We start from the raw sequence: 26,939 nt of genomic DNA on the forward strand, positions 1-26,939 counted from the left end.
CCGTGGCGGCGCTGAGTGTCGCTACGACCGCGACGATCGTACTGGTGTCGCCGGCACCCCCGGCGGCGCGGATGAGCGCCGCGGAGGCGATCGGCGCCCTGCGCCAACCGACCGCGGTGCTGTCGCGCGAGCTCGCCGCCGAACCGCAGACAGGGGCGAGAGCACCCGCGCTGGAGGCCTTGATCGCTCTTCAACTGCGTCGACCGCCATCTACGGTCCGCGTGACGTGGCTGGACGCGGCAGGATCGGGGGAGGAACACGAGCGCGCTCAGCCCGCGGCGCGAGCCGGCGCACGCCAGGGCGTGCCGATGATCTTCCGTGAGCGCGGCAACGGCCTCTTCGAGCGACTCGACGCAGCGCGGGACGCGGCGTCGTACCGCGCCATGCTACTCGACGTGCCGCATGCGCCCTTCGCGCTGAGCGTGCGCGGTGCGGAGGGCCGTTGGTGGCGGGTTGCGCCGGTGCGACCCTGGCTCACGGTCTGGCAGCGCAATGTCCTGACGTCGCTCATCGTGACGTTACTGCTGCTCGCGCCTTTGGCTTGGCTTTTCGCGCGCCGCTTGACCGACCCTTTTCGCGCGCTTGCCGGCGCGCTGGAAACTGGCGCGGTGTCGATGCCCCAAGGTGGCCCGCGCGAACTTCGCGAGACCGCCGCGGCGATCGCGGCGATGCGCGATCGGCTTGCCACCGAGGCGGGCGAGCGCGCGCGCATGCTGACCGCGATCGCGCACGACCTGCGCACCCCATTGACGGGGCTGCGGCTGCGGATCGAGACGGTGCCTGAGCCACAGCGCGCGCGGATGATCGCGGACGTCGAGCGGATGCAGGCTATGATCGGTGAGGTGCTGAGCTTCGCCCGCGCCGCGGCGCACCCGCCGGAGCTGCTCGACGTCCGGCCAGAGCTCGCCGACATCGTCGCGGGCATGACTGCGCGCGACGGCGCGCTGCTGCTTCGCGATGGTGAGCCAGCGCGGATCTCGACACCGGCGCCCGCGTTCCGCCGCGCGATCGAGAATCTTCTGCGCAACGCGCTCGATCACGCGGGCGGCGGCACGATTTCGGTTGAGCGAACCGAGACTGTGGTCCGCATCAGCGTCGAGGATGGTGGGCCGGGGATCCCTGCTGTCGATCGTGACCGCCTGCTGCGTCCGTTCGAACGAGGCGAGAGCTCACGCAGCCGCAGTACAGGCGGGGCCGGGCTAGGGTTGAGCATCGTCCGCGATTTCGCGATTGGTCAGCGCGGTAGCTTTGCGCTGACGGACGCCTTGGGAGGCGGCACGCGTGCGGTTCTCGAGCTGCCCGTAGCATGATGCACCATCGGCAACCGGCAAGAAGGTGGGCACTCACCCGCGCTTCAGCACCTCCAACGTACGCGCCGGCCCCTCATGCGTGGTAGTCTCAGAGATGAGCGAGCGGCGGAAGTCGGGAAGCGACTACAACCTGCTGACTGACCGATTCTGGGTCGGCGTTACTCCTCGCTACTATCACTGTGCAGCTTTGAGAATGACCTCGACCGTCTCTTCCGGCATGTCCCACATCGGAAAATGACCGCTGGACTCGAACCAGTGCAGCTCTGCGGACGGGAACGCAGCTTTTGCGAGCGCCGCCTGACCTGGCAGGCAAAGCCTGTCGTGCCTGCCCCATCCGATCACGATCCGGCCAGTGCTGTCGGCATTAGGACCGGTTTGCTCGGGTCCGTTAGTCGCTTATCCGCCGATCCTCTTGAGCAGCGCGGCGGCGTTGAAGTTTGGATCGCGCGCGCTCAACCTCGTCATGCGGTGTTTCCGCGTCGTGCGAGCAAGGCCAGAGCGTGGAACCGTTGGAGAGGCCGCGGGCCCGATCTGCTTGAAGTCGCGTTCTGAGATCATGCGTCCGCCGATTACGACCCCTCTCTATGCCGATGCAGTGACCTGGTCTGTCATCGGAGGCTTGGCGCTGAGCTGTGTGCTGCTAAGCCAGGGGCTTGGTTTCAGCCTGTCGCCTGCACACGCTGTCCTTCCTGCGTTAGGAGTTGCCGCGCTGGTGGGTGCGCTGGTGATTGGGCGGGTGCGAGCCGATGCACGGCTGGTCGCAGGAGCAACGTCGTTTCTGCAGATGACCCTATTCACCATCCTGGGCGTGGTGCTTGCCTATCTGATGGCTGCAGCGAGCGGTCCGCTGTGGGATGGTTGGCTGACGGGGGTGGATGAACGATTGGGCTTCGACTGGCCTGCGATCCTTGCGGTAGCGGACGAATTGCCGAGGCCGATCCTGCTGATCGCCGGGGTCGCTTATCACAGCCTAGTGCTGCAGATGGTCGCATGCGTGCTGGTGCTCGCCGGAACCGGCAGGCTCGAAAGGCTGCAAAGAACCATGGCCGCGGCGATCCTGGCAGGCGGGGTTACAGTCCTCGTTTCCGGACTGCTGCCCGCCACGGGCAACTTGTTCGATCCCGATCGGTACCGACAGCTGTGGACATCGGTCGCCTGGCGCGATCACGGCTTGGTACTGGGTCTGCGCGACGGCTCGATCCGCCAGCTCGACCTGTCGCACATGACCGGCATTGTCAGCTTTCCCAGCTATCACGCGGCGCTAGCCGCTATCTTGTTGTGGGGGCTGTACCCGCTCACCCAGCTGCGCGTTCCGGCGGCGATCTGGGCTGGCCTGACGATCTTGGCGACGCCATTGTTCGGCGGCCATTACGCTGTCGACGTGCTGGCGGGCCTGCTGCTGGCGATCGTCGCGCTGAGCGTCGCTCGCGGCTTGGCAACGGCGGCGTCCGATCGCGACGGGATGCGCCGACGCGGGCGTCGTGCTACGGAAGCGGTGCGGATGAGCCGGCTTGGTGGCCGCATGCACGGCGTCGAGGTGATTCGTTGAGCTGGTACGAGAAGCTGCTGCTGGTGCTGGCCATGGTGCTGTTCATGGAAGTCTTCGCCTGGGCGACGCACAAATATGTCATGCATGGCTGGGGCTGGGGCTGGCACCGCTCGCATCATGAGCCGCATGACGGCGCCTTCGAGCGCAACGATCTGTATGCCGTCACATTTGCCGTTGTCGTGATCGCGCTGTTCGCGCTGGGTACGGTGTGGGAGCCGGTGTGGTGGATGGCTCTGGGCATCACCGTCTACGGTGCGATCTACGCCTTCGTGCACGATATGCTGGTGCATCAGCGGTTCGGCGTGCGCTGGGTGCCGCGGCGCGGCTATTTCAAGCGGCTGCACCAGGCGCACCGGCTGCACCACGCGGTCAAGGGCAAGGAAGGCGGCGTGAGTTTCGGTTTCCTGTTCGCGCCTGATCCCGTCCGGCTGAAACGACGGCTGGCCGAGCGTGACGGGCGGTGAGCCGAAGCGAGCACAAGAGTCATATGAGACGTGGCGTGATGCTGGCCGTGGGCATCGGCATCGCGTGGATCGCGGTGCATATCGGCGGCATCTTCTTCTGGCGATGGAGCCTTGGCACCGCAATCTTGGCGATGATCGTCATCGTGGCGCAGGCATGGCTCAGCACCGGACTCTTCATCATCGCGCACGATTGCATGCACGGATCGCTGGCACCTGCCTGGCCAAGACTGAACAGGGTTGTCGGAACGCTCTGCCTCGGGGCCTATGCCGGCCTGTCCTACGGCGCGTTGCTGCCCAAGCACCACGCGCATCATGCCGCACCGGGCACGGCGAGCGATCCGGATTTCCACAGTGACGCGCCGCGTAGCGTGCTGCCCTGGTTCGGATCATTCTTCCGCACCTATTACACGCACGGACAGATCCTGCGTATCACGATTGCAGCGATCCTCTACCTGCTGCTGGGCGCGACACTCCTGAACATCGTCGTCTTCTGGGCGGTCCCGGCGCTACTCGCGCTGGGGCAGCTGTTCGTGTTCGGCACCTATCTGCCCCACCGTCACGGCGACCAGCCCTTCGCCGACGCTCATAACGCGCGCAGCGGCACGCTGCGGCCGCTCTTCTCACTGATGACGTGCTTTCATTTCGGCGCGTACCACCACGAACATCATCTCAGCCCCGGCACGCCCTGGTGGCGGTTGCCGGCCTTCAGGAAGGAGACGCTAGCGCGGCGGTGATGGCGTTCGCCGCGCCGGCAGCGCCCGCTCCGGCCGCGATCTCGGCGGCGATGCCGCGCGCGGCACGTGCGTAGCTGGGCTGATCGATGACTTCCCGCAAGGCGTTGGCCAGCGTGCGGGGACTAAGCCAGCGCGGCGAAAGTGTTCGGCCTGCACCGAGGCGGACGATCCGGGCGGCGGTAGCGGGTTGCTCGAAGCCGATCGGCAACGCCACGATCGGCACGCCAGCCGCCAACGCGTCGAGCACCGTGTTGAAGCCGCCATGTAGCACCGCGGCGGAACAGCGCCGCAGCACGGCCGTCTGCGGCCAAAAGGCGCGCACCAGCGGATCGCCTGGCAGGGTGGACTCCTCGTCGCGCGACAGCCCGCCGCCATGGCCGATCACGGCGCGTGCGCCGATGGCCGCACAGGCTTGCGCCATGGTCGCGAACAGCGCCCGGCGCGATCCCTGAAGCGTTCCGAGCGAGCAGAAGACGAGCGGTGGTCCGTCGCTCGGCAGCTCCGGCTCGTGCAGATCTTCCGCACGCCACGGTGAACCGTAAAGGAACGTCGACGGCAAGCAGCGTCGGGGATAGTCCAGTCCCCGCGGGCATTGGGTGACCTGCACGCGGGGTGCGGCGCCTTCTTCGAAGCCCCATTGGCGGCGACGCGTCTGGACCACGCGGGTGATTGGCCGCATCAGCAGATCGGTCACCGCATAGCCGCCTTCGTTGCGAAACCTGCCCCATCGATCGGAACGGTAGCGCCAACCTAGAAAGGGTGGTGGCACATCGGGCTCGCCAAGTAGGGGCAGGCCCGTCGTGGCGATCGCGTAAGGAAGATTGAGCTTCTGCGCGATCAGCGGGCCGGCGGGCTCGACCGCGTCCGCCAGGACGGCGGTGACGCCGATCCGCTCCAGAATCGCCGGCGCTTCGTCCAGCAAGTGACTGGTCATCGCTGCCGTCGCGCGGATCATGCGGTTGAGCCGAACGGGTCCAGTCGGCTCGACCAACGTGTCGACATAGGCGCCAAACAAGTTCCCGGCTCCACCCGGAAGCGCCGAGAAGCCGAGGGCGGGATCTGTCACTAGGCGTTCGGCAGCTGCCATGTGCACCAAGGACACACCCCAACCCCGAGCGTTCAGCTCTCTCGCTAGAATCTGCACCGGATTGACGTGGCCGGCCAGCGGTGCCGTAATGACGGCGATGTGCCCTGCTGGGGGTAGAGCATTTGGAAGAGAGACCCCGCCGCGCATTCGTGATAGGCATGACGCCGAGCGAGCGTCACGCGCAAGGAAGAAAGCGGCCTGGTCATGATTGGGTGAGCTTGCGGTCGAAATGAACGGCGGAGCCAGTTGAAAATTCTAGGCTCGCGGAGTGACGGCTTTATCGTCTGTTGCCGCTCAGCGCTCAGCCACGCGCCTCTCGATCGGAGCCGGTCGCCCAAGGCTGTAGGTTGTGGTCCCCGGCACAGTCACCCCTCCGCATTCGAGCTTGGCTCAATACAGAAGAAGGTTAGGGGACCGAACGCGGCTGCGGAGGGCCACGCATGCACGCCAACGCAATCACGGTAGCAGCCGCGGATCCCCACCCAAGGCGATACCAGCCGACGCCATGCGCCCCGCTCAAGTCCGGCGGCAACGGCGCACCGGGGTAGGCTCCATAACGGTAGTGGGGATCTTGCCAGCCAAGCTTGTTCGGCGCGAGCGACTAAAGGAAGAACGCCAGCGCGGCCAGCAGTAGCCAGTCATATGTCTGGGGAAGCACGTACCACATCAGGTAGGCGCGTGGCGCGGGCGAGCGCCTCATGACCAACTCCGTTCCCGCTGCCGCTGCGGCGCTCGCCGCCGCCAACGAAAGCAGCACCAGCGCCAGCGCGAGGAACTTGGCGAAAACTTACCGCTCCACCAACCGGGGTCGCTGTGATGATCGGCTCGACCTTGTGCTCGCGCTCGGCCCAGAACAACTCACCAGCGAAAAACAGGGCGACCACCACCGGGACGAGGCGGAACGCGGTAGTCAGCGCGGCGATCGTGGCCGAACACATCGCGAGACCTACTTACCTCCATCGCTTCTCACTCAGTTGACACGCGGAGCAAGTCGAGCAGCGCATCCGCCGCCTTTGTGCGATATCGCTCCTTGTGGCGTAATCCGTAGAACGGACGCGAGCCGAACGCGATCGGTGCAGCGTACAAGATCTTCGCCTCGATCGCAGGCGCGACCACAAGCGCGGACAGGACGGCAACCCCGGCACCCGCTTCGACAGCGGTGCGGACGCTCTCGTTGGACGGCAAGACGAGCGCGACATCGAGCGCAGCGGGATCGATGCCGACATTGAGCAAGTAGCGATCGAGCGTCGAGCGCGTGCCGGAGCCTAGCTCACGCTGGATCCAACGCGCGCCGCGCAGCCAAGCGGCATCGATCGGTCGGCCGTAGCCTGTTCGCGCAGGCGACGGGCGATCGGCCACTTGCCGGGCTGCTCAAGGTATAAGCGAAGGTAGCAACCCGGTTCGCTCCACTCGTTTGATCGTCGAACGCCTAGGCATGTGAAGGATCCTGGCTGAATGAGCGTCCGCGGTTGGGAAGCGCTTAAACTGCATTGAACGACCGCAAGTGGGTCACGTAGCAGGTGATATTCGGGCGGCTACACCTCTCGCTGAGTTCTGAGATCGCCTTCAAAGGTGTGGGCGACACTGACGGCGGACGGCTGCCAGCTCAAAAGCGGCGCTAACTTGCGGATATGATTTAGAGCAAGGGCGTTGTCGGCTCCGAACCCCAGGTGCGGATCGCGCCGGTCATCCGACCACGGGGCTTCTCACGAAGAAGCGAGAGGCGGCATGGCGAGAACCATGGTGGTGACGGGCGGCAGCGCAGGCATCGGCCTCGCCATCGCCGAGCGGTTCGCGCGCGATGGCTGGCAAGTCGCGATCGTAGCACGGCAGGTGGCACGGCTGCAGCAGGCCAGCGTGTTGCTGACGGCCGCTGGCGCACCCAAGGTGCTGGCGATCAGTGCCGACGTCGCGGACGTGACGGCGATCGATGCCGCAGTGGCGCGCACCGAGGCCGAGCTCGGACCTATAGCCGCCTGGGTCAACAACGCGATGTCGACCGTCGTTGCCCCGGCGGATCGGATCACCGCCGCGGAATATGAGCGTGTCACCGCCACGACTTACCTAAGCCAGGTTTACGGCACTCTGGCGGCCCTCCGCTACATGAAGCCGCGTGGGAAAGGCGCGATCGTGCAGATCTCGTCGGGTCTGGCGGAGCGACCGGCACCACTTCAAGCCGCCTATTGCGCCGCCAAGGCCGCGGTGACGGGGTTCACCGATTCACTCCGGGCCGAGCTGATCGCGGACAAGAGCGCAATTTCGTTGTCAGTCATCTACCTGCCGGCGGTGAACACGCCACAGCCGACCTGGGCACGCAACCGTAGCGGGCGCGAACAGGTCCTGCCCGATCCGTTGTTCGACCCGCGGCTCTGCGCGGAGGCGGTGCTCGAAGCGGTGAGGCGACCGCAGCGCGAGTTCTGGGTCGGCCGGTCGACCGCGATGATGGCGCTCGCCCAGTCACTCGCGCCGGAATTCGCCGACCGCCAGGCCGCCAAGCAGATCGAGGCGATGAGCGGCGCACCCGCGCCGGATCGGGAGGGTAACCTCGACAGGCCGCAAGAGGGCTCTGCCACCATCGACGGACCGTCGACGGATCGGGCGCAAGCCGGCCAGTTTCAGATCTTCTCGAGCCGGCAGCGCGACCTACTCAAGCTCGGCGCGGCGGGTGGGTTGCTCGGCGTCGGCGCGGCAGCCGCCTTTGGTCTAGCACGTATTCTGCAGCACCAGCGTTCATGAGCGGGCTGCTCGACGCGCTCCGCGGCAAGCTCACCGCACCGGCACCTGGCGGCGTTCGGCTGGACGGCTATCTGGCGCTCGAAGATTATGGCGCCCTCGGCGACGGACGTTCGGTCGCACTGTCGGGCGCCGACGGCTCGATCGACTGGTGGTGCGTGCCCAATCTCGACTCGCCGCCGCTGTTCGATCGCCTGCTCGATCCCAAGGAAGGCGGCCGCTTCGTTGTTACGCCGATCGACAGCTTCACGGTCGAGCGGCGCTATCTTCCCGACAGCAACGTGCTCGAGACCGTCTTCACCACGGCAACGGGAAGCGCCAAGCTGACCGAGTCGATGAATAGCGGTACCGCCGGGCGTCTTCCCTGGGCCGAGCTCGCACGGCGGGTCGATGGGTTAACCGGTTCGGTCAGCTTCCGAATGGAAATGCGCCCCGGCCGACGCGCCGACGGCGCCAGTCCCTACCACTCGACGATCGGCAAGCACGCCGTTTTCCATGTCGGAAGCGTGCTCGGGCTGCTGCTGCACAGCGAGGGGATCGTTGTAAGCCGCACTGACGAGGCGGTCACGGCCGAGTTCGCGGTGGCCAGCGGCCAGCGCAGGATCGTGGCGATCGTCGCGGGCGAGGACGAGCCCCTGGTGGTGCCGACGATCGATCGGATCGACGAGCGCATCGACACGTCCGACGCCGAGTGGCGGGCCTGGTCCGATCGGGTCGAGCATGGCGGGCCGCGCCGCGCCGCGTTCATCCGCAGCGTCCTCGCGCTCAAGCTCCTGCTGTTCTCGCCCTCGGGCGCGATCGCCGCGGCCGCCACGACGTCGCTGCCAGAGGGTATCGGCGGTCACAAGAACTACGATTATCGCTACGCCTGGGTCCGCGACGCGGGCTATACCATCAAGGCGTTTCTCGCGGCGGGCGCGCAGGCCGAGGCCAAGGCGGCGTTCAGCTGGCTGCTCAAGCGACTGGCCGAGCACGGCGCGCGTGTCTGCTACACGCTCGACGGCGCCGTCGTGCCCGGGCTGCGCGAGATCGAGGTGCCGGGCTACCGGCGCTCGACACCCGTGCAGGTCGGCAACGCCGCGACCGATCAGCACCAGCATGGCATCTACGGCGACATCTTCGAGACCGCGGCGCGCTTCGTCGCCTGCGGCAACATCCTCGATGCGTCCAGCGCCGAGCTGCTCTCGCACCTTGCCGACCAGTGCGCCGACGCGTGGCGCAAGAAGGACGCCGGCATCTGGGAGCTGGAGGAGTCGCAGCATTACACCATGTCGAAGGTCAGCTGCTGGCAGGCGCTCGCGCGCGCGGTCGAGCTGGCGGACGAGGGGCAGCTACCCACCACCTGCCGCGAGCGCTGGTCACGCGAGCGCGACCGGATCGCGGGCTGGATCGAGGAGCATTGCTGGTCCGAGGCGAAGCAGGCCTTCGTCTTCTATCCGGACAGCGACAGGCTCGATGCCTCGCTCGCGCTCATGGTGCGCTTCGGCTTCGACAGTCGTGAACGACTCGAGAAGACGCTCGACGCGATCGACGCCGAGCTCGGCGCCGGCCCCTATCACTACCGCTACAGCGACGTCGCCGCCGAGGAAGGCTGCTTCCTCGCCTGCACCTTCTGGATGGTGGAGGCGCGCGCCTTGCTCGGACAGCGCGACCGCGCCGAACAGTCTTTAGCGGCGATCACGCGGGCACTCGACCGCGGCGTCGGCGTCATGAGCGAGATGGCCGATCCGCGCTCCGGCGCGTTCCTCGGCAACCTGCCACAAGGCCTGTCGCACCTCGCGCACGTCATGGCGCTCGATGTGCTCGCCGCCGAGGACGAATGCTGACGTCCTTCCGCTTTTTTTTGGTCCCCTACTAGCTGGAGCATCTTCATGACCGATCGCCTGACCATGCAGGATCCGCGCACGCAATATCCGCAGCCGCCTTTCCCGCGCCAGCCACAGCCCGTCCCCGGTCTCGCCGCCGAGATGGATCCCAAGCCCGATCACGGCGAGACAAGCTATGTCGGCGCGGGCAAGCTCAAAGGGCGCAAGGCGCTGATCACCGGCGGTGACAGCGGCGTGGGTCGCGCCGCCGCGATCGCCTACGCGCGCGAAGGCGCGGACGTGGCGATCTCCTACCTCGCCACCGAACAGTCGGATGCCGACGAGGTCGTCAAACTCATCGAGGCTGAGGGGCGAACGGCGGTCGCGCTGCCCGGCGACATCACCGACGAGACATGGTGCCGCGAGCTGGTCAGCCAAGCCAAGGCGGCGCTGGGCGGGCTCGACATCCTCGTCATCAACGCCGGTCGACAGCAGAACCGCGAGGATATCTCGAAGGTGACCTCGGACGATTTCGACAAGACGATGAAGACCAATTTGTACGCCATGCACTGGATCACGCAGGCGGCGGTGCCGCACCTGCCTGCGGGTGCGAGCGTCATTACCACCGCCTCGATCCAGGCGTACGAGCCGTCCGCGATCCTGCTCGACTATGCCACGACCAAGGCGGGGATCGTCGCTTACACCAAGGCGCTGGCCAAGCAGCTGCTGGAAAAGGGCATTCGCGCCAACGTGGTGGCCCCGGGTCCGTTCTGGACCGCGCTGCAGGCGTCGGGCGGCCAGCCTCCCGAGGCGGTGGAGAAGTTCGGTTCGGAGAGCCAGTACGGTCGTCCCGGCCAACCGGTTGAGCTGTCGGCGGTATACGTGCTGCTCGCCAGTCAGGAGGCCAGCTTCATCAACGGCGAGGTCTACGGCGTCACGGGCGGCGCCGGTGTAGCCTAAAACCTCTGCGGCAGCACCGCTGGTGCTGCCGTCACAACGCTGAGAGATCCGCGGTGCATGCCGCGTGCTGCCAGTACACCGGCACAACATAGCAGCGAAATTGCGACGACGAGCTCGATATGGCGGAACGGATCGGCACGCCGGTACTTAATGGGGATCACTGATCAACATTAATAGGTAAGCGCGTGGCCCAGCTTTATTTCTTACACGCGCTTGGCGCGAGTGCGCGCGAATGGGAAAAGGTAATTGCTGAGCTGAGCGAACTCGGGGACTGCGTCGCGCTCGACCTTCCCGGCTTCGGCGACAGCGCGGACGCCGATCTCGACGTCGCGGGACTGGTCGACTGGTTCGCGGCACGGGTATCGGCCCGGCAACCGCAGAGCTGGGCGGTGATCGGCCACAGCATGGGCGGCAAGATCGCGACGCTCGCTGCCGCCCGCGCGCGTGACGGCGACCCGGATTTCGCCGGGCTGGCCGCGGTGGTTCTGCTCGCCGCCTCGCCGCCCGCACCCGAGCCGATGGCGGAGGAGCGCCGGGCCGAGATGATCGGCTGGTTCGCCGACGGCCGGATCAGTGCGGACGAGGCGGCGACGTTCGTCGATGCCAATACCGCTCAGCGCCTGCCTGAACCGCTCCGCGCGCAGGCGATCGCCGACGTGGAGCGGTCCGGCCGCCGCGCCTGGACCAGCTGGCTGGAGCGCGACTGCCGCGAGGATTGGCAGGCGGCGGCGGGGACGCTCGCGGTGCCGGCGCTGATCGTCGCCGGTGGCGAGGACGGCGATCTGGGCGAAGACGCGCAGCGGCGGCTCAACCTGCCGCACTATCGCGACGCGCGCGTGGAGGTGGTGGCCGGCGCCGCGCATCTATTGCCCTATGAACAGCCCACCGCGGTCGCGGCCCTGATCCGGGACCACGTCACGCCGGCCTTCGCCCGAGCCTTGCCCGGGCCGTTCCTCGCGCTGCTCGCGTCCGATCGGGTCAGCCGCCGAACGCGGGCGGTGTTGACCGAGCGGCACGCCGCACCGCCGCCGGGCAAGGTGCTGTCGCCGCCGCAGCGGGCGGTGCTCGCCGCCTTGATCCAGATGGTGTTGCCGGGCGCCGCCGATCCGGTCGATCTCGCCGCCCGGATCGATGCGATGCTGACGGGCGGGATCGGCGACGGCTGGCGCAGCGCCGAACTGCCTGCCGACGCCGAGGGCTGGACGTCGGGTCTCGACACGCTCGACCGTCTCGCCGGCGGCTTCGCCGACGCCGCTCCGCCGGATCGCGAGAAATGCCTGCGGTCGATCGCCGACGGGACCGGCGACGCTCAGGGCGGCGGCCTCGATCCGCGCCAGATGCGACTATGGTTCGCCGAGGCGCGCGCGGAGATCGCGCGGCAGTGGATGGCGCTGCCGGCGACCATGGCACGGATCGGCTATGATGGTTTCGCGGTCGGCGGCGACGGACCGTACAAGCAAGGGTATCGGCTGACCGCGGCCGACACGATCGAGGACTGGCAGCGGCTGGAGACGCGGGCATGAGCGCCGCGGCGGACGCGGCCGACGTCGTCATCGTCGGCAGCGGCGCGGGCGGCGCGCCGCTCGCCGCGCGGCTGGCCGAGGCGGGCCTCTCGGTCGTGGTGCTGGAGGCGGGGCGGGCCTTCCGGCCCGACGATCATGTCGCCGACGAACTCGCCGCCGATATCTATTGGATGGAGGAGCGGCTGAGCGGCGGCGCCGACGCAACCGCCTTCGGCGCCAACAATTCGGGCATGGGCGTTGGCGGTTCGACGTTGCACTGGGGCGCTTTCTGCCCGCGGCCCGACGCGCGCGACCTGCGGCTGCGCAGCGAGAGCCAGCAGGGCGAGGACTGGCCGATCGCACATGACGAACTGATCGGCTATGTCGACGCGGTCGAGCGCTTCATCGGCGTGTCCGGCCCGGCGCGTTACCCGTGGGACGCGGGGCGGCGCTACGAACTCCCTCCGGTCGCGCGCAACGCCCCCGCCGACGCGATGGCACGCGGCTGCGCGGCGCTCGGCATCGTCGCGACCGACGCTCCCGCCGCTCTGATCTCGCGCGACCGCGCGCAGCCGCATTGGGGCGAGCGCAAGGCGTGCATCAACTGCGGCACCTGCCACCAGGGCTGCCGCACCGCGGCGAAGGCGACGACCGACACGAGCTGGCTGCCGCTCGCGGTCGCGCATGGCGCCGAGGTGCGCGCGGAGTGCCGCGTCATCGACATCGAACGCGACCGCAGCGGCCGGGTGAGCGGCGTCGTCTATGTCCGCCGCGGCAAGCGTCGACGCCTGGCCTGCCGCGCGTTGTTCCTGTGCGCCGGCGGGGTCGAGACGCCGCGACTGCTGCTGAACCTCGATCTCGCCAATTCGAGCGGTCTGGTCGGGCGCAACTTCATGGCGCATGTCGCGACGCAGGTGTGGGGCCGGTTCGACGCCGATATGCGGATGAACCGCGGCTATCCCTCGTCGCTGATCACCGAGGACATGATGCGGGCCGCCGACGCCGACCATGCCGGAGGCTACCTGATCCAGAGCCTGGGCGTCATGCCGGTGACTCTCGCCACCAATCTGGCGCGCGGGGCCGGGCTGTGGGGGCGAGCGCTGGTCAACCTTCTGGACGATTATAACCGGTTGGGTGGGATCGGCATCAACGGCGACTGCCTGCCGTCCGACGACAACCGGCTGACGCTGGCGGACGAGACCGACGCCTACGGATTGCGCAAGGCGCGGATCGACTTCAGCTACGGGCCGAACGAGCGCTCGATCGACGCCCATGCACGAAGGACGATGACCGCGATCTGGGAGGCGGCGGGCGCGCGCGACATCTTCGCGGTCGATCGCTCGGCGCATACGATCGGCACGTGCCGGATGGGCGATGACGGCGACCGCGCCGTGGTCGATGCCGACGGACGCAGCTTCGACATCGAGAACCTGTTCATCTGCGACAATTCGGTATTCCCGAGCGCGCTTGCCGCGAATCCGGCGCTGACGATCATGGCGCTGTCGCTGCGAACCGCCGAACGTTTCCTCGCGACGCGAGGCTGAAGGAGAGAGACATGGATCTGGGGATCAAGGGCCGCATCGCGCTGATCAGCGGGGCGGACTCCGGCATGGGCAAGGAGACCGCGCGGCTGTTGCTCGAGGCGGGCGCGCGCGTCGCCATCACCGACAAGCCCGACGGCACGCTGGACGAGGCGGTCGGCGAACTGTCGCCGCTGGGCGAGATCGTCGCGGTGTCCGGCGACGTGACCAAGGTCGACGAGGTCGAAGCAATATGGCGGCAGGTCCGCGACGAGCTGGGCGAACCCGATATCTACGTCAACGCCGCTGGCGTCACCGGCGCGACCGGAGACTTCCTCGACGTCGACGATGCCGGCTGGCTCAAGACGCTCGACATCAACCTGATGGGGGCGGTGCGCATGTGCCGCGAGGCAATCCCGGCGATGCGCGAGAAGGGCTGGGGCCGGATCGTGCTGTTCGCGTCGGAGGATGCGGTGCAGCCCTATGTCGACGAACTCGCCTATTGCGCGTCGAAGGCCGGCATCCTCAGCCTCGCGAAGGGCCTGTCCAAGGCTTACGGCTGCGACAACGTGCTGGTCAACACCGTCTCGCCGGCGTTCATCGCGACGCCGATGACCGACGCGATGATGCGCAAGCGCGCCGAGGAGAGGGGAACCTCGTTCGACGAGGCGATCGCCAGCTTCCTGGAAGAGGAACGGCCCGGCATGGTGCTGAAACGGCGCGGCAAGCCGGAAGAGGTGGCCGCGGCCGTCGCCTTCCTCGTCTCCGAGCGCGCGAGTTTCATCAACGGCGCCGGCATCCGCGTCGATTCCGGCTCGGTCTTCACGATTGCCGGCTGACGGGGCGGAACCGTTATCCCTCACGATCGCTACGCTCTCTCATTTAGATCAATGATCGGAGTCACCCGGTGGCCGCCACGGACGAAGCTCAGCCCCAGTACAAGATCGATTATCGCGAGATCCAGCCGTTCGGCACGCTCAAAGAGCTCCCGCTCGGCCTGTCGGACAACGCGCGCAAGCAGAGCGTGTCGATCCTCAACCAAGTGCTCGCCGACACGATGATGCTGCGCGACCTCTACAAGAAGCATCACTGGCAGATGTCTGGTGCAACCTTCTATCAGCTGCACCTGCTGCTCGACACGCACTACGAGAAGCAGGCCGAACTGGTCGACATGGTGGCAGAGCGGATCCAGGCGCTCGGAGGGATCAGCATCGCGACGCCGCACGACGTGGCCGAGATGACGCGGATCCAGCGCCCGCCCAAAGGTCGCGAAGACGTGCCGACGATGCTCGCGCGGCTGCTCGAGGCGCATCGCGTCGTGCTGGAGCAGGCGCACGAGGGCGCGAAGGCGGCCGATGAGTCGGGTGACGATGGCACCAACGACCTGCTGGTAAGCGACATCATCCGCTCGAACGAGCCGCAGGTATGGTTCATCGGCGAGCATCTCGCCGCGACCGCTCTGCAGCGCGCCGACTGACGTCAGCGGAGCGACGCGGCCATGGCAGAGCGCGATCTTGCGGCGGGCGTGGCCGCGTCCGACATCGGTGACGATGCGATCGTCGCGGGCAAGGTCGGAGGCGAGGACGTCGTCCTCGTGCGTAGCCGGGGTCGGCTCTGCGCGCTGGCCGGCACCTGTCCGCACGCCGGTGCACCGCTCGTGGAGGGCATCGTCGCCGACGGCACGTTACGCTGTCCATGGCATCATGCACGCTTCGATGCTGCTACCGGCGAGGCGGTGAGCGCGCCCGCCTTCGGTCGGCTGGATCGCTATGCGGTGATCGAAGAGGCTGGAGTCGTTCGGGTCGGCGCGAAGCTGCCCGTACCAGAGATCGCGCGAGCGGGAGCGGTTGAGCGGCTAGGCCGGGTGGTTATCGTCGGCGGCGGTGCCGCCGGGCATGCCTGCGCCGAGATGCTGGCGCGACATGGCGCAGGCGGCGCCGTCACTCTGCTCAGTGACGAGCGGGATGCACCCTACGACCGCACGGCCTGTTCCAAACAATACCTCGCGGGCAAGATCGGGCGTGACGCATTGCCTCTGCCGGCGCCGGCGGGAGCAACCGTCCAACTCGGCGCACGCGTCGTGCGGATCAATCGGGACGCGCGGCGTGTCGAGCTTGAGGGGGGTGAGGCCATCGCCTACGATCGACTCGTTCTCGCGACCGGGGCGGCGCCGCAGATCCCTCCCTTCGCGGGGAACGACCGTGCCGACGTGCATGTCGTCCGCACTCTTGCCGACGCCGACGCGCTGATCGCGGCCGCGGCAGGGGCGGACCGGGCGATCGTCATCGGATCGAGCTACATCGGGTTGGAGGTGGCCGCGTCGCTCATCTCGCGCGGACTGGCAGTGACGGTCGTGTCCGACGCCGACGTGCCGCTCGAGAAGACCGCCGGCGCGGAAGTCGGTACGATGATCCGCCGATTGCACGAGAGCAAGGGGGTCACCTTCCGCACCGGTCGAGCGGTCGCGCTTTGGGACGGGCAGGCAGCGACGCTGGACGACGGCAGCCGCGTCGAGGGCGATCTGCTCGTGGCCGGGACCGGAGTCCGGCCCCGCACCGAATTGGCCGGGGCGGCGGGATTGAAACTGGCGGACGAGGTGGCTGGTGGCGGCATCGCCGTCGCCTCTGACCTGCGCACCTCGGATGAGGCGGTCTACGCGATCGGCGACATCGCGAGCGCGCCTGACCCGCGGCTGGGTCATCCGATCCGGGTCGAGCACTGGGTGGTAGCGCAGCATATGGGCCAGTGGCTGGCGCGCCACCTGCTCGGGCTTGTCGACGGCGGCTACGACGATGTGCCGTTCTTCTGGTCGGGCCATTACGACGTCAGCCTGCGCTACGTCGGCCACGTCGAGGCGCCGGATGATCGATCGCTGGATGGCGACGCGGCAGCGCAGGACGTCGCGGTGACCTATGCCGAAGAGGGAGAGCGACAGGCGGTGCTCACCTGCGGGCGCGATCGCGTGGCGCTGGCCTTCGAGCTGGGACTCGAGCGACGCGAGCCAAACTTGCTGCCTGCTCGTGAGTAAGGCCCCATAAGAAACCTGCTCGGCTTGCAGTTGCTGTGGGACGGCCGCGCCCACAGACGAGGCGCCGCGGCGATTGACCATTATGCTGCGCTGAACGCCGCGAATGCCGACGCGAGTGTGTGGCGCTGTCAAAGCTAATGCACCTGCGGCGCTCGCCGGGATGGGAGCGGGGTATGCCCCGCCCGCGCCAGCCAGCCTCGCCGTTCCGCTACTTCAACTCGTCGCCTGAGGTGATCCGGCTGGTGGTGCTGATGTACGTGCACTTCCCGCTGTCGCTGCGGAACGTGGAAGACCTGCTGTTCGAGCGCGGTATCGACATCTGCCACGAGACGGTGAGATTCTGGTGGAACAGGTTCGGTCCGCTGTTCGCGGGCGAGATGCGGCACCCGCGAGAAGCAGGAGGTCGGTCGCTGGGCCAACAACCGGGTGGAGAACTCGCACCTGCCGTTCAGGCGACGAGAGCGAGCGATGCTGCGGTTCCGGCAGATGCGAACCTTACAGAAGTTCGCCTCGGTCCACGTCTACGTCCACAACCACTTCAACCACGGATGCCATCTCGTCGACAGGCAGACCTACAAGCAGCGCCGCTCCGCGGCGATGTCTGAGTGGCAGGCGCTCCCCAGCTGACTCGCCGCCACGAAGGCAGGAATGCATCGTGCAGAGACGAATTCGCATTAGACTGACAGCACCTTGAGCTGGCAGGGCAGGCAACTCGAGCGTCGGTGCAGGTTGGGTAGCGACTTGGTCCGCTTACAAGCGGCCGACTTAGGATACCAGCCGAAGGGATCGTGAACACCCCTCGGTTCAATCAGCTCGAATGCACGTTTGTAAGGGGTACCTCCCGCGTCGACCCGTTGTGCTCAGACCTCCTCCTGCTGCCCGCCGGGGCAGGGCGCTTTGCAACCTGATCAAGATCAGCGTAACGCGTCCGCAATCCCGCTAATTCAGGTGAGTGGCAGAGAGCAATCCAACGTCGCCGTCGCGTGTGAAGGGGCTTCCGCTCGCCATCTGCGTGCCCGCCCGTAACGAAGCTGGGGTGCTCCCGCAGCTGTTTGTCGCTTTAGAGCGGCTTGAGCGGACGGGCATTGCTCCTAGGCTTTGTCTGCTGCTCGATAGCTGCGATGACGCAAGCCCCGCTTTGGTACGCGACTATGCCGCCAACGCCTCGATGCCGGTGATCGTCGAGGAGGTGGCAGCACTTGACGCAAACGCGGGTCGCGCGCGGCACCGTGCCATGATGCTGGGCGACCGCAGCCTGAACGGTGAGGGCGTACTGCTCACGACGGACGCGGATAGCACCCCTTCGCGCGACTGGTTGCAGACGATAGCGGCGGGCTTACGCCAGGCTGACGTAGTGACGGGCAAGGTGGTGCGGACCGTCACTCGGTCGAACCCGTTGCTGGACCGCCTGGAAGCTTATTACGACGCGCTTCATGCGCTGCGGCGCTCACTCGATCCGGTAGATTGGGAGGGTAAGGCAACGCATCATTATGCAAGCGGCGCGAACCTCGGGCTGCTTGTCGCCAGCTACCGCAGCCTCGGCGGGTTCGAGCCGCTGGCGAACGGAGAGGATGGACGATTGGTTGACGACGCGGCGCGTGCGGGCCTGCGCGTGCGGCGCGATGCGGCGTGTGTCGTCCACACCTCAGACCGCCGCCTCGGCCGCGTCGCGCATGGATTAGCCGACACGCTTCGCACGCTCGATCGCGATGGAGAGGCGATCGATGTAGCCGATCCTCACGATGCCGCTTGGCAGTATCGCGGTCACGGGATCGCACGTCTCGCCTTTGCTGAGGCTGACTTCTCTAACCTGGCAGTCGCCGTCGGGCTGACGATCGACCATCTCATCGGCGTCGCCCGCGACTGTCCCAACGCAGAGTCCTTCGCCATGCGGGTCGTGCCGACCCCGCCGGGTGGGATGCGGCGGGTGTCGTTGGGAATCGCCGAGGTCGAGCTGGCAGCGATCACCGCCGCGCGGCGCGCGGCATGAGCGACCTGCGCCGCGCTCTGGCCGCACGATCGACGCTGCTGCCCAGACTTGAGGACCCCGCAGATGCCGACACGCTGCTGGGATTGCTGCGCCATCTCTACGCCGTCGGCCGAGCCGACCTGCCGCTCGGGCGACTGCTGGAGGGGCATGTCGACGCGTTGCAGATCATCCACCGCTACGGCGATCCGGCACAGCGTGCCCGCGCAGCCGCAGCGGTCGCGGGCGGCGCTGCGTTCGGCGTCTGGAACGCGGACTTGCCGGGCGAACCTCTGCGACTCGATGATGGGCGGCTGACCGGAGGCAAGAGCTTCGCCAGCGGTGCCGGGCTGCTGTCCCATGCCCTGGTCAGCGTGGATGTCGAGGGCGGGCGGCAATTGCTCCTCCTCGATCTCGAGCGCACCCCGCCGGCGATCGATCGCTCCTTCTGGCGAGTGGCAGGCATGCAGCGGTCGGAAACCCATGCGGTTCGATGGGACTCCGCGAAGGTTGCGTCGGAGGACCTGATCGGCGCACCGGGCGACTACATACGCGAGCCATGGTTCAGCGGCGGCGCGTTGCGCTTCGCGGCGGTTCAGGCAGGCGGAATCGCGGCGCTGCTCGACCAGAGCGCCGCGCATCTCGCCGCGGCAGGCCGGGCGGGCGATCCGCACCAAGCAGGACGGCTCGCCGCCCTCTACGGTCTGGCCGAGACGGCGACGGGCGCGATCCGGACCGCCGCGGCCGGCTGGTTCGCCGAAGAGGCGAAGCGCCTGCCGCTGGTCGCGGCTGCGCGTGCCGCGGTCTACGCCGCTGGCGGCCCGGCGATCGAACTCGCGCAGCAGGCGGTGGGGGTACAATCGCTCTTCGCCGATCACCCGCTCGCGGCTGCGATCACCGATTTGGCGATGTACCTGCGCCAGCCCGCGCCTGACGCGCAGCGGATGATCGTTGGCGCCGCAGTGGCTGCGGGGACGCTGACTCCATGCCTGTGAGGCTCCGTGTCGGCGCGCCCCGGCGTCTGCTGGTCATTGCTCCGCATCCCGACGATGAGGCGATCGGCGCGTATATGCTGATGACTCGACTGCGCCGGCGCGGCGTCGCGGTACGGGTGGTCGTAGTGACCGATGGGGCTGCTTCGCACCCGAACAGCCTCAGGTGGCCGCGTCGGCGGCTGGTGGCGGAGCGGCGGCGGGAAAGCCGTCGCACCCTGCGCCGGATCGGCGTGGCTGCGGCGGCCGTGACGTTTCTCGATCTTCCCGACGGTCGCCTCAACACGCACACCGCCGCGGCCCGCCGTGGCCTCTCGCATGCGCTGGGCCATGTCGGCTCGGCGTTGATCGCAGCGCCGGCGGCGAGTGACGATCATCCCGACCATCGCACCGTCGCGGCGTGTGTGGCGGCGCTGCGCCGGCCAAATCTCCGCCGACTTGCTTATCCCGTGTGGCCGGCGGGCCTGCGGCCGGCTGGCGCTCGCTGCCTCTTCCTGACAGCGCAAGAGCGACTCGCGAAACGACAGGCGGTGCGCAGCTATCGTACCCAGGCCGGCCGCATCATGGACGATCCCGCAGGCTTTGCGATGACCCGCCGGCAGATCTCGGCCTTCACGCGCCAGCAGGAAGTGTTCGTGGAAGTGCGGCAATGAGGCCAATTACGCTGAACGGGTTCGATCGCAAATTCGTCGATGACGATGACCCGTGGTCCACGTTCACGAACCGGGACGAGGCGCAGAAGCGTCGTGCCATCCTGCACGCGATGGGGCGAGGGCCCTGGGGCCGCGTACTCGAGCTGGCGGCGGGAAACGGCTCAAACAGCGCGGCGATCGCTGCACGCGCTCTGCGTCTCGACGCGACCGAGGGCACCGCGAGCGGCACGACTCTGGTGGCGAAGGCGCTGAAGGGGCGGCGGCGAGCGCGTGCGCTGAAGCTGATCGTTCCCGCGGCACTGCCACGTCTGCGCTACGACATCGCCGTCGTGGCGGAAGTCATCTACTATTTGTCCGCGCGCGATATGGCGCACACCGCCCGGGACGTCGCCACCGCGCTCCGGCCCGGCGGCGTGCTGGTCCTGGCACACCATCGCGTCGACTATCCCGACTTCGCGCAGCATGCCCCGCATCTGCAACATGCCTTTCTTCGCGCGACCGGTCGCCGCTGGCAGGTGCGCGTCGTGCGTCGAACCGGACGCTGGGTCGTGCTGGCCTGCAGCGCCAGTGACCGGCGTTGGTCCGGCGCGGCGTCACGAAGCGGCTTGAGCTCTGGGCGCTGGCGCTGATGCAGTGGCCAGCCCGCGAAAGCACGAGATGGGGCTCCACTAACGCAATTAAGATGAGGCGCACAGCGGCGGTCACCTAAGCCTTAGCCTTCGCGGCGCTGGTTGCTCCGCAAAGGCACGCACGCTCTCTTCGCACGCTGCCGATGACGCTTCCTGTCCCCGCACGTCACCCTCTGACAACCTTCGCGATCGCTCAGATGTGCCCGTTTGACGGCTTTGCGGAACGTAAAATGGAATTGAAGACCGAGATGAACGGACGGCCGGAGTTGAGAGCCCGGCAGGGCACCGGGAACGTCCGCTTGTGGGTCTCGGTAGGAGGGGGCAGGGGGGCCGCAAGCGCCCGATTGTAGCCAACGGCTCTGTCAAAGCTAATGCACCGGCTATGGTGGCGGGGTAGGGGGGAGGCACATGTCCCGTCCGCGCAAGCCAGCAGCCCGTTCCGCTACTTCAACTCGTCGCCCGAGGTGATCCGGCTGGTGGTGTTGATGTACGTGCGCTTTCCGCTGTCGCTGCGGAACGTGGAAGACCTGCTGTTCGAGCGCGGGATCGACATCTGCCACGAGCGGGTGAGGTTGTGGTGGAACAGGTTGGTCCGCTGTTCGCGGGGGAGGTGCGGCGTCAGCGGGTGAGCCGCATGCGCGGCTTTCGCCACTGGCGCTGGCACCTGGACGAGATGTACGTGAAGCTGAACGGCGAGATGGTCTAGCTGTGGCGAGCGGTGGATCACGAAAGCGAGATCCTCGAGAGCTACGTCACCAATTCGCGCGACAAGAAGGCGGCGTTTGCCTTCATGAAGAAGGCGCTCAAACGGCACGGCTCGCCTGAGGCGATCACCACAGACGGCCTGCGCTCCTACGGTGCTGCACTGACCGAGCTTGGCAGCTGCGAGAAGCAGCAAGTGGGACGCTGGGCCAACAATCGTGTCGAGAACTCGCACCTACCGTTCAGGCGACGAGAGCGGGTGATGCTACGATTCCGGCAGATGCGAACCTTACAGACGTTCGCCTCAGTCCACGCCAACGTCCACAATCGCTTCAATGACGAACGCCACCTTGTCGACCGCCAGACCTACAAGCAGCGCCGCTCCGCGGCACTGGCAGAGTGGCAGGCGCTCGCCGGCTGACCCATCGCCTACGGAGCCCGAAGTGCATCGTGTAGAGACGAGTTCGCGTGAGACTGACAGCACCCGGGCAACGCTCAAACGCCGCATCTGGATGGCCGGATTGGCCCTTCGCACGGGCGTCACCTTGCAGGAGCACCGCGGACGCCCCAACTATGCTGCAACGCACAATGATCGCGTGGGCGGCAGTCGCATCGCAGGTCCGTTGCTCCTCACTGCCGGCAAGGAGCATCTTATGCACTCGATTTCCGACACGATCGCTCGCCTCACGAATCGTTCGCTGCCCATCCTTCGTACCAACGGATCGGACAACAATCTCGCGCCGCTGGAAGGTAGCGGCAGCAATCCGGGCGCCTTGCGCGCCCTCTTGTACGTGCCAGGCGGCCTTTCCGCCCACTCCCCGCTGGTTGTCGTGCTTCACGGGTGCACGCAGACTGCCGCGGGTTACGACCACGGCTCGGGCTGGTCGGAACTCGCCGATCGGTTCGGCTTCGCTGTGCTGTTTCCCGAGCAGCAGCGGGCGAACAACCCCAATCTCTGCTTCAACTGGTTTTCGCCAGAGGACGCGCGGCGCGGTAGCGGCGAGGTCGAGTCGATCCGCGAGATGGTCGTCGCCACGGTCGAACGCCACCGGCTCGACCCCGCGCGGGTGTTCGTCACCGGCCTGTCGGCGGGCGGGGCGATGACCTCGGCGATGCTGGCCTGCCATCCCGAGCTCTTCGCGGGTGGGGCGATTATTGCCGGGCTGCCGTTTGGCACCGCGCGCGGAGTGCCCGAGGCGCTGGAGCGGATGCGCGGCCGCGGCCATGATCGCGCAAGCCTCGTTGACCGAATACGGACGGCATCGCCGCATCGCGGGCCGTGGCCGGCCGTGTCGGTCTGGCACGGCAGCAGCGACGCGACGGTCGACGCTGTCAACGCCGCGATGATCGTCGACCAGTGGCGCGGGCTCCACGGCGTCGGCGAACCGGACACGAGCGAGCGGGTCGCCGGGTACGTTCACCGGATCTGGCGCGACGCCGCCGGCCGCGCCGTCATCGAAGAGTACGCGGTGGCGGGCATGGGACATGGCACCCCGTTGGCGATCCGCGGTGACGAGGCCTGCGGCACACCCGGGCCGCATATGCTCGACGCCGGCATCTCCTCCACCTACCGCATCGCGGCCGCATGGGGCATCGTTCCGGCGGTTGCGCCGCCCCGGCCCGCCGAGGCGCCCGCGATCGCGCCCGCGTCGCCCGCGCGCTTCGACCCAGCGGCGACGATCAACGACGCCCTGCTCGCCGCCGGCCTGATCAGGCGGTGAGGCTGCGCATCCGGCATGTCACCATCTACCGCTATGCCCGGCCGGTTGGCTTCCTCGATCATCGCCTGCTGATCACTCCGAGGCCGGGCCGCGACGTCACCACGATCTCGTCGGCCGTGACGATCGACCCCGCCGCCGAGCTGGTCTGGAGCGAGGACGCTGCTGGCAACACCGTCGCGCTGGCACTCATCCCCGACGCTGCACTGGCGTTGACGATCCTCGCCGAGCACGAGGTGTTCCACGCCGCCGACCCCTATCCGATCTTCCGGCTCGACCCGGCTGTATTTCGTCATCCGTTTGCTTACGCACCCGGCGATCTCGCGCTGTTCGGCGCCGGGCTGCTCGACCCCGCAGGTGAGGACGACGCTGTGGCGGCAGCGTGGCTCGCCGGCTTTCGCGCGACCGCTCCGGACGACACGCTGATGCTGCTGAATGCACTCAACGAGGCTGTCGGCATCGCCATCGCGTATCGCACCCGCGATGAGGAAGGCACCCAGCCGCCGTCGCGTACCCTCGCGCTGCGCAGCGGATCGTGCCGCGACTTGGCGGCGCTGTTTTTGTGGGCGGCGCGGCGGCTGGGCTTCGCAGCGCGGGCGGCGTCCGGCTACCTGTTTGATCCCGGGAGCGTGGCCGGGGATGTCGGCGCCACCCATGCCTGGTGCGAAGTCTTTCTGCCGGGCGCCGGCTGGATCGCCTTTGACCCTACCCAGCGCCGAATGGGCAGTGCCGGGCTGGTCGCGACGGCGGTGGGCGTGACCAGTGAGGCAGTGCTGCCCGTTGTCGGCGGCTTCCTTGGCGATGCTTCCGATTTCGCCGGCATGGAGGCGAGCGTCGTCGTGAAGGCGAGCGCATGAAGATGTCGCAGCCTCATAGCTGCTCAACATAAGGAACAACAGCAGCCTACTGAGCGAGCGCCGTAAAGCCGCATCGGCGCCGAGGACAGTCTTTCAGCTAACCTGTCAAATTCGCCAGCCGAACAGCTGCACGGCAGGGCGAGGAGGCTCAAACGCCGAGATGAACGAAGGTCCTAAGGTGGACGGTGGACAAGTGGCCCTCACTGACCGGCAGTGAGTTCTGGTCCCGGTGGTTTTGGTGGACAGCGCTACACCCGCAAGCGCAGCGTGCCACCGATGGTCCGCGGGTCGCTCGGGCTGCCGAGGATCAGCCCGGAGTTGCCCGCCTGGATCGTCAGGTTCTGGATGTAGTCAGCATCAAGCAGGTTGCGCGCCCAGACGATCAATTCCAGTCCGCTGGCGAAGCGGTAGCCGATGTTGGCGTTGGTAAGATTGTAGCCGCGGATGTAGGTGAAGCGCGACAGGCTCGGGTCGCCGTTATAGCCGCTGCGCGACGCGGTATCGACATGGAGCGTCAGCGCGCCGTCACCGAGCGGGCGGACATAGTCGAGCCCGGCGGTAATCGCGAAGCGCGGCAGCGAGGCGAGGCGGCGCCCCGTCAGGCTGCACTGGGTCGTCGCTGCGGTCTGCACCTCGAGCGGGCAGGGGCCGGCGGGATAGTCGCTGTACTCGCCGTCGGAATAGGCGGCGCTGGTGCGCGCGCTCAGGCCGGGCAGGATCAGCGCGGTGACGTCGGCCTCGACACCCTTCACCGTCACCTCGGGGATGTTCGAGAGGTAGCCGCGCAGCTGCACCGTCTGCGTCAGCGAGTTCTCGACCACGGTCGCCTGGAAGTCGTGCACCTTCGTGTAGAAAGCGTCTAGGTTGAGGATCAGGCGGCGGTCGAACAGCGTGTTCTTGACCCCGACCTCATAGGTCTCGTTGCGCTCAGGCCGCACCACCGCGGTGGCGAGCACCGGTTGGTTGGCGTTGTCGAGCGGCAGGCCGGACATGTTGATCCCGCCCGACTTGAAGCCGCGCGCGTAGCTCGCATAGGCCATGGTCTGCCCGGTCACCTGCCAGGCGAGATTGCCGCGACCCGACAGGCTGCCGTCGCTGTCATGCGCCTCGTAGCTCTGCGGCCGCAGCACGCCGAGCCGTGCGTTGATCAGCGCCGTGCTGGTGGTCGCGGGGCCGCCGGAGACGGTGGTCGTATAATAGCCGTCCTTGTCCTCCTGTGTGTAGCGCAGTCCCAGCGTGGCGGTGACCGCGGGCACGATCCGATAATTGACCTCGCCGAAGGCGGCGTAGTTGAGGCTGCGGAAGTCTGTCCGCCCGTCCTGGCCGTAGCCGTCGAGCAGGTTGGACGGCACGGGCGTGTTGTTGGCGCCCGTGGTGGTGCCGATCAGGTAGCGCGCCGCGGCGGGTCCGTAGATGCTGATGGGGCGCCCGGTGAGCCGCTGACGGAAGCCGTAGAGGCCGACGACATAGGACAGCGGGCCGTCACCGTTCGACGCGAGCCGTAGCTCCTGGCTGTATTGATCCTGCCGGGAGGGAATGTGCTGCGACAGCTGCACTGGCAGGCCGGTGTAGTCGCGGTCGTTCTCCGCGTCCCAGTTCCAGAAGCGCCAGGCGCTGACCGAGGTCAGCGTGGCGAAGCCGAGGTTCCAGTCGGTGATCGCGCTGACGCCGCCCTCGTTGGTGTCCACGCCGAGCGGGCCGTCGATGTCGGTCTTTCGGTCGTAGGGGTTGGTGCTGGCGGGTGCGTAGCCGAACTGCGCGGCGAGCCCGCTCCGGCCGCCGAACTGTCGACCGGCTGATCGCAGGCTGGTGCCCGTGCGCAGATATACCTGTCCGCAGCAATAGGCCTGGAAGTTGGTGAAGTCGGCGATTAGCCGCATCTGGATCGCGTCGTCTGGCTTGAACAGCAGCTGCCCGCGCACCGCCTGCGTGCCGAGCGTGTTGGTGTCGCGTCCGGTGCGGACATTGTCGATCACGCCGTCGCGTCGCGTCGACACGCCCGACACCCGGTAGGCGATGTTGTCGGTGATCGGCCCCGAGACCCAGCCCTTCGCCTGCGCGAAGTTGTACTCGCCGTAGGACAGCTCGGCGAACCCTTCCTGCGTGAAGCTGGGTGCGCGCGTGGTGATGTTGAGCGCGCCGGCGGTGGTGTTCTTGCCGAACAGCGTCCCCTGCGGTCCACGCAGCTCCTCGACCTGCTCAATGTCGGCGAAGTCGAACGCTGCCGTCGCGGGCCGCGCGTGATAGACCTGATCGACGTAGAAGCCGACGCCGGGCTCCAGCCCGTCATTGGCCTGGCTCACCGCGACGACGCTGGAGCCGAGCCCGCGGATCGTGAAGGCGGTGTTGCGCGGGTTAGCCGACGAGTAGTTGAGGCTGGGGATCAGCGTCGTCAGCCCCTGCGTGTTCACCGTGTAGCTTCGGTCAATCAGATCCCCGCCGACGACCGACAGCGAGGCAGGCACGCGCTGGGCATCCTCTGCGCGACGCCGGGCGGTCACGGTGACGTCGGGCAGGCCGTCAGCGTCGCGTTCAGCCAACGTGCCGTCGGTAGTCGTCTCAGTCGGGGCGGGCATGTTCTGCGCCAGAGCGGATGGGCTGAGCGCAGGCATGGCTACCGCACACAGGAACACTGCGAGACGCGTCGACATCGTGGAACATCCCTGTTCGCGGTCGTGGCCGCGGCATTGTGTCCGGCCGTATATCGAGGCGATATTCTGCCGTATATAG

Annotated in this window: 22 protein-coding genes and 2 pseudogenes; 20 read left to right on the forward strand and 4 right to left on the reverse strand. The window is 67.5% G+C overall.

Translation table 11 applies throughout. The features are described from left to right. The first annotated feature begins 71 nt into the window (after positions 1-71). The 4 genes from QBJ89_RS02495 to QBJ89_RS02510 all read left to right on the forward strand — a co-directional run bounded on the left by QBJ89_RS02495 (position 72) and on the right by QBJ89_RS02510 (position 4,057). The gene (locus tag QBJ89_RS02495) at positions 72-1,310 is read left to right on the forward strand and encodes a sensor histidine kinase (protein WP_277978969.1); all 1,239 of its coding nucleotides are present in this window, start codon (positions 72-74) and stop codon (positions 1,308-1,310) included. Between the two features lie 556 nt (positions 1,311-1,866). Then, positions 1,867-2,859 carry a phosphatase PAP2 family protein gene (locus tag QBJ89_RS02500; protein WP_277978970.1) on the forward strand — a complete coding sequence of 331 codons (993 nt, stop codon included), beginning with the start codon at positions 1,867-1,869 and terminating at the stop codon, positions 2,857-2,859. Beyond that, entirely contained in the window at positions 2,856-3,323 is a 468-nt protein-coding gene (locus tag QBJ89_RS02505; protein WP_277978971.1) for a sterol desaturase family protein, read from the forward strand. The genes QBJ89_RS02500 and QBJ89_RS02505 overlap by 4 nt, the downstream gene beginning before the upstream one ends. A 38-nt stretch (positions 3,324-3,361) precedes the next feature. After that, entirely contained in the window at positions 3,362-4,057 is a 696-nt protein-coding gene (locus QBJ89_RS02510) for a fatty acid desaturase (protein WP_277979169.1), read from the forward strand. Here the strand turns inward: QBJ89_RS02510 and QBJ89_RS02515 are convergent. From QBJ89_RS02515 to QBJ89_RS02525, 3 genes are all read right to left on the reverse strand, one after another. Further along, on the reverse strand, positions 4,029-5,012 hold the full coding sequence (locus QBJ89_RS02515; RefSeq protein WP_277978972.1) for a glycosyltransferase: 984 nt from the start codon (positions 5,010-5,012) through the stop codon (positions 4,029-4,031). The two genes, QBJ89_RS02510 and QBJ89_RS02515, sit on opposite strands and share 29 nt — an antisense overlap. A gap of 770 nt (positions 5,013-5,782) precedes the next feature. Then, positions 5,783-6,082, reverse strand: coding sequence for a hypothetical protein (locus QBJ89_RS02520; protein ID WP_277978973.1), 300 nt, complete (start codon positions 6,080-6,082; stop codon positions 5,783-5,785). Positions 6,083-6,110: 28 nt separating this feature from the next. Next, entirely contained in the window at positions 6,111-6,503 is a 393-nt protein-coding gene (locus tag QBJ89_RS02525; RefSeq protein WP_347342811.1) for a LysR substrate-binding domain-containing protein, read from the reverse strand. 381 nt (positions 6,504-6,884) lie between these two features. Between QBJ89_RS02525 and QBJ89_RS02530 the strand changes: the two genes are divergently transcribed. The 16 genes and pseudogenes from QBJ89_RS02530 to QBJ89_RS02605 all read left to right on the forward strand — a co-directional run bounded on the left by QBJ89_RS02530 (position 6,885) and on the right by QBJ89_RS02605 (position 24,209). Beyond that, positions 6,885-7,880 (forward strand): SDR family oxidoreductase, encoded by a 996-nt coding sequence (locus tag QBJ89_RS02530; protein WP_277978974.1) that lies wholly within the window; start codon positions 6,885-6,887, stop codon positions 7,878-7,880. Beyond that, entirely contained in the window at positions 7,877-9,703 is a 1,827-nt protein-coding gene (locus tag QBJ89_RS02535) for a glycoside hydrolase family 15 protein (protein ID WP_277978975.1), read from the forward strand. Before QBJ89_RS02530 ends, QBJ89_RS02535 begins: the two co-directional genes overlap by 4 nt. Before the next feature lie 45 nt (positions 9,704-9,748). Further along, the gene (locus QBJ89_RS02540) at positions 9,749-10,642 is read left to right on the forward strand and encodes an SDR family oxidoreductase (RefSeq protein ID WP_277978976.1); all 894 of its coding nucleotides are present in this window, start codon (positions 9,749-9,751) and stop codon (positions 10,640-10,642) included. A gap of 185 nt (positions 10,643-10,827) precedes the next feature. Further along, entirely contained in the window at positions 10,828-12,165 is a 1,338-nt protein-coding gene (locus tag QBJ89_RS02545; protein ID WP_277978977.1) for an alpha/beta hydrolase, read from the forward strand. After that, positions 12,162-13,688: a GMC family oxidoreductase gene (locus QBJ89_RS02550; protein ID WP_277978978.1), complete on the forward strand. Its 1,527-nt coding sequence runs from the start codon at positions 12,162-12,164 to the stop codon at positions 13,686-13,688. Before QBJ89_RS02545 ends, QBJ89_RS02550 begins: the two co-directional genes overlap by 4 nt. A gap of 11 nt (positions 13,689-13,699) precedes the next feature. Then, a complete protein-coding gene (locus tag QBJ89_RS02555; protein ID WP_277978979.1) occupies positions 13,700-14,503 on the forward strand; it encodes an SDR family NAD(P)-dependent oxidoreductase in 804 nt (267 codons plus the stop codon). Positions 14,504-14,571: 68 nt separating this feature from the next. After that, positions 14,572-15,141, forward strand: coding sequence for a Dps family protein (locus QBJ89_RS02560; RefSeq protein ID WP_277978980.1), 570 nt, complete (start codon positions 14,572-14,574; stop codon positions 15,139-15,141). A 21-nt stretch (positions 15,142-15,162) separates the two neighbouring features. Continuing rightward, a complete protein-coding gene (locus tag QBJ89_RS02565; RefSeq protein ID WP_277978981.1) occupies positions 15,163-16,692 on the forward strand; it encodes an FAD-dependent oxidoreductase in 1,530 nt (509 codons plus the stop codon). 173 nt (positions 16,693-16,865) lie between these two features. Then, positions 16,866-17,319: pseudogene (locus QBJ89_RS20180) on the forward strand (DDE-type integrase/transposase/recombinase). 385 nt (positions 17,320-17,704) lie between these two features. Further along, complete coding sequence (locus QBJ89_RS02575; RefSeq protein WP_277979170.1) at positions 17,705-18,682, forward strand: glycosyltransferase; 978 nt, start codon at positions 17,705-17,707, stop codon at positions 18,680-18,682. Continuing rightward, positions 18,679-19,653: an acyl-CoA dehydrogenase gene (locus tag QBJ89_RS02580; protein ID WP_277978983.1), complete on the forward strand. Its 975-nt coding sequence runs from the start codon at positions 18,679-18,681 to the stop codon at positions 19,651-19,653. Before QBJ89_RS02575 ends, QBJ89_RS02580 begins: the two co-directional genes overlap by 4 nt. After that, positions 19,644-20,303, forward strand: coding sequence for a PIG-L deacetylase family protein (locus QBJ89_RS02585; RefSeq protein WP_277978984.1), 660 nt, complete (start codon positions 19,644-19,646; stop codon positions 20,301-20,303). The genes QBJ89_RS02580 and QBJ89_RS02585 overlap by 10 nt, the downstream gene beginning before the upstream one ends. Further along, positions 20,300-20,932: a methyltransferase gene (locus QBJ89_RS02590; protein ID WP_277978985.1), complete on the forward strand. Its 633-nt coding sequence runs from the start codon at positions 20,300-20,302 to the stop codon at positions 20,930-20,932. Before QBJ89_RS02585 ends, QBJ89_RS02590 begins: the two co-directional genes overlap by 4 nt. Before the next feature lie 371 nt (positions 20,933-21,303). Continuing rightward, a pseudogene (locus QBJ89_RS02595) lies at positions 21,304-22,055 on the forward strand (IS6 family transposase). 232 nt (positions 22,056-22,287) lie between these two features. Further along, the gene (locus QBJ89_RS02600; protein WP_277978986.1) at positions 22,288-23,355 is read left to right on the forward strand and encodes an extracellular catalytic domain type 1 short-chain-length polyhydroxyalkanoate depolymerase; all 1,068 of its coding nucleotides are present in this window, start codon (positions 22,288-22,290) and stop codon (positions 23,353-23,355) included. Continuing rightward, positions 23,352-24,209, forward strand: a complete 858-nt coding sequence (locus QBJ89_RS02605) for a transglutaminase family protein (RefSeq protein WP_277978987.1) — start codon at positions 23,352-23,354, stop codon at positions 24,207-24,209. Before QBJ89_RS02600 ends, QBJ89_RS02605 begins: the two co-directional genes overlap by 4 nt. A 248-nt stretch (positions 24,210-24,457) precedes the next feature. Here the strand turns inward: QBJ89_RS02605 and QBJ89_RS02610 are convergent, their stop codons facing one another. Further along, positions 24,458-26,860, reverse strand: a complete 2,403-nt coding sequence (locus QBJ89_RS02610) for a TonB-dependent receptor (RefSeq protein ID WP_277978988.1) — start codon at positions 26,858-26,860, stop codon at positions 24,458-24,460. Positions 26,861-26,939: the final 79 nt, after the last annotated feature.

It is taken from the genome of Sphingomonas phyllosphaerae, from assembly GCF_029623345.1.
GTDB lineage: Bacteria > Pseudomonadota > Alphaproteobacteria > Sphingomonadales > Sphingomonadaceae > Sphingomonas > Sphingomonas phyllosphaerae_C.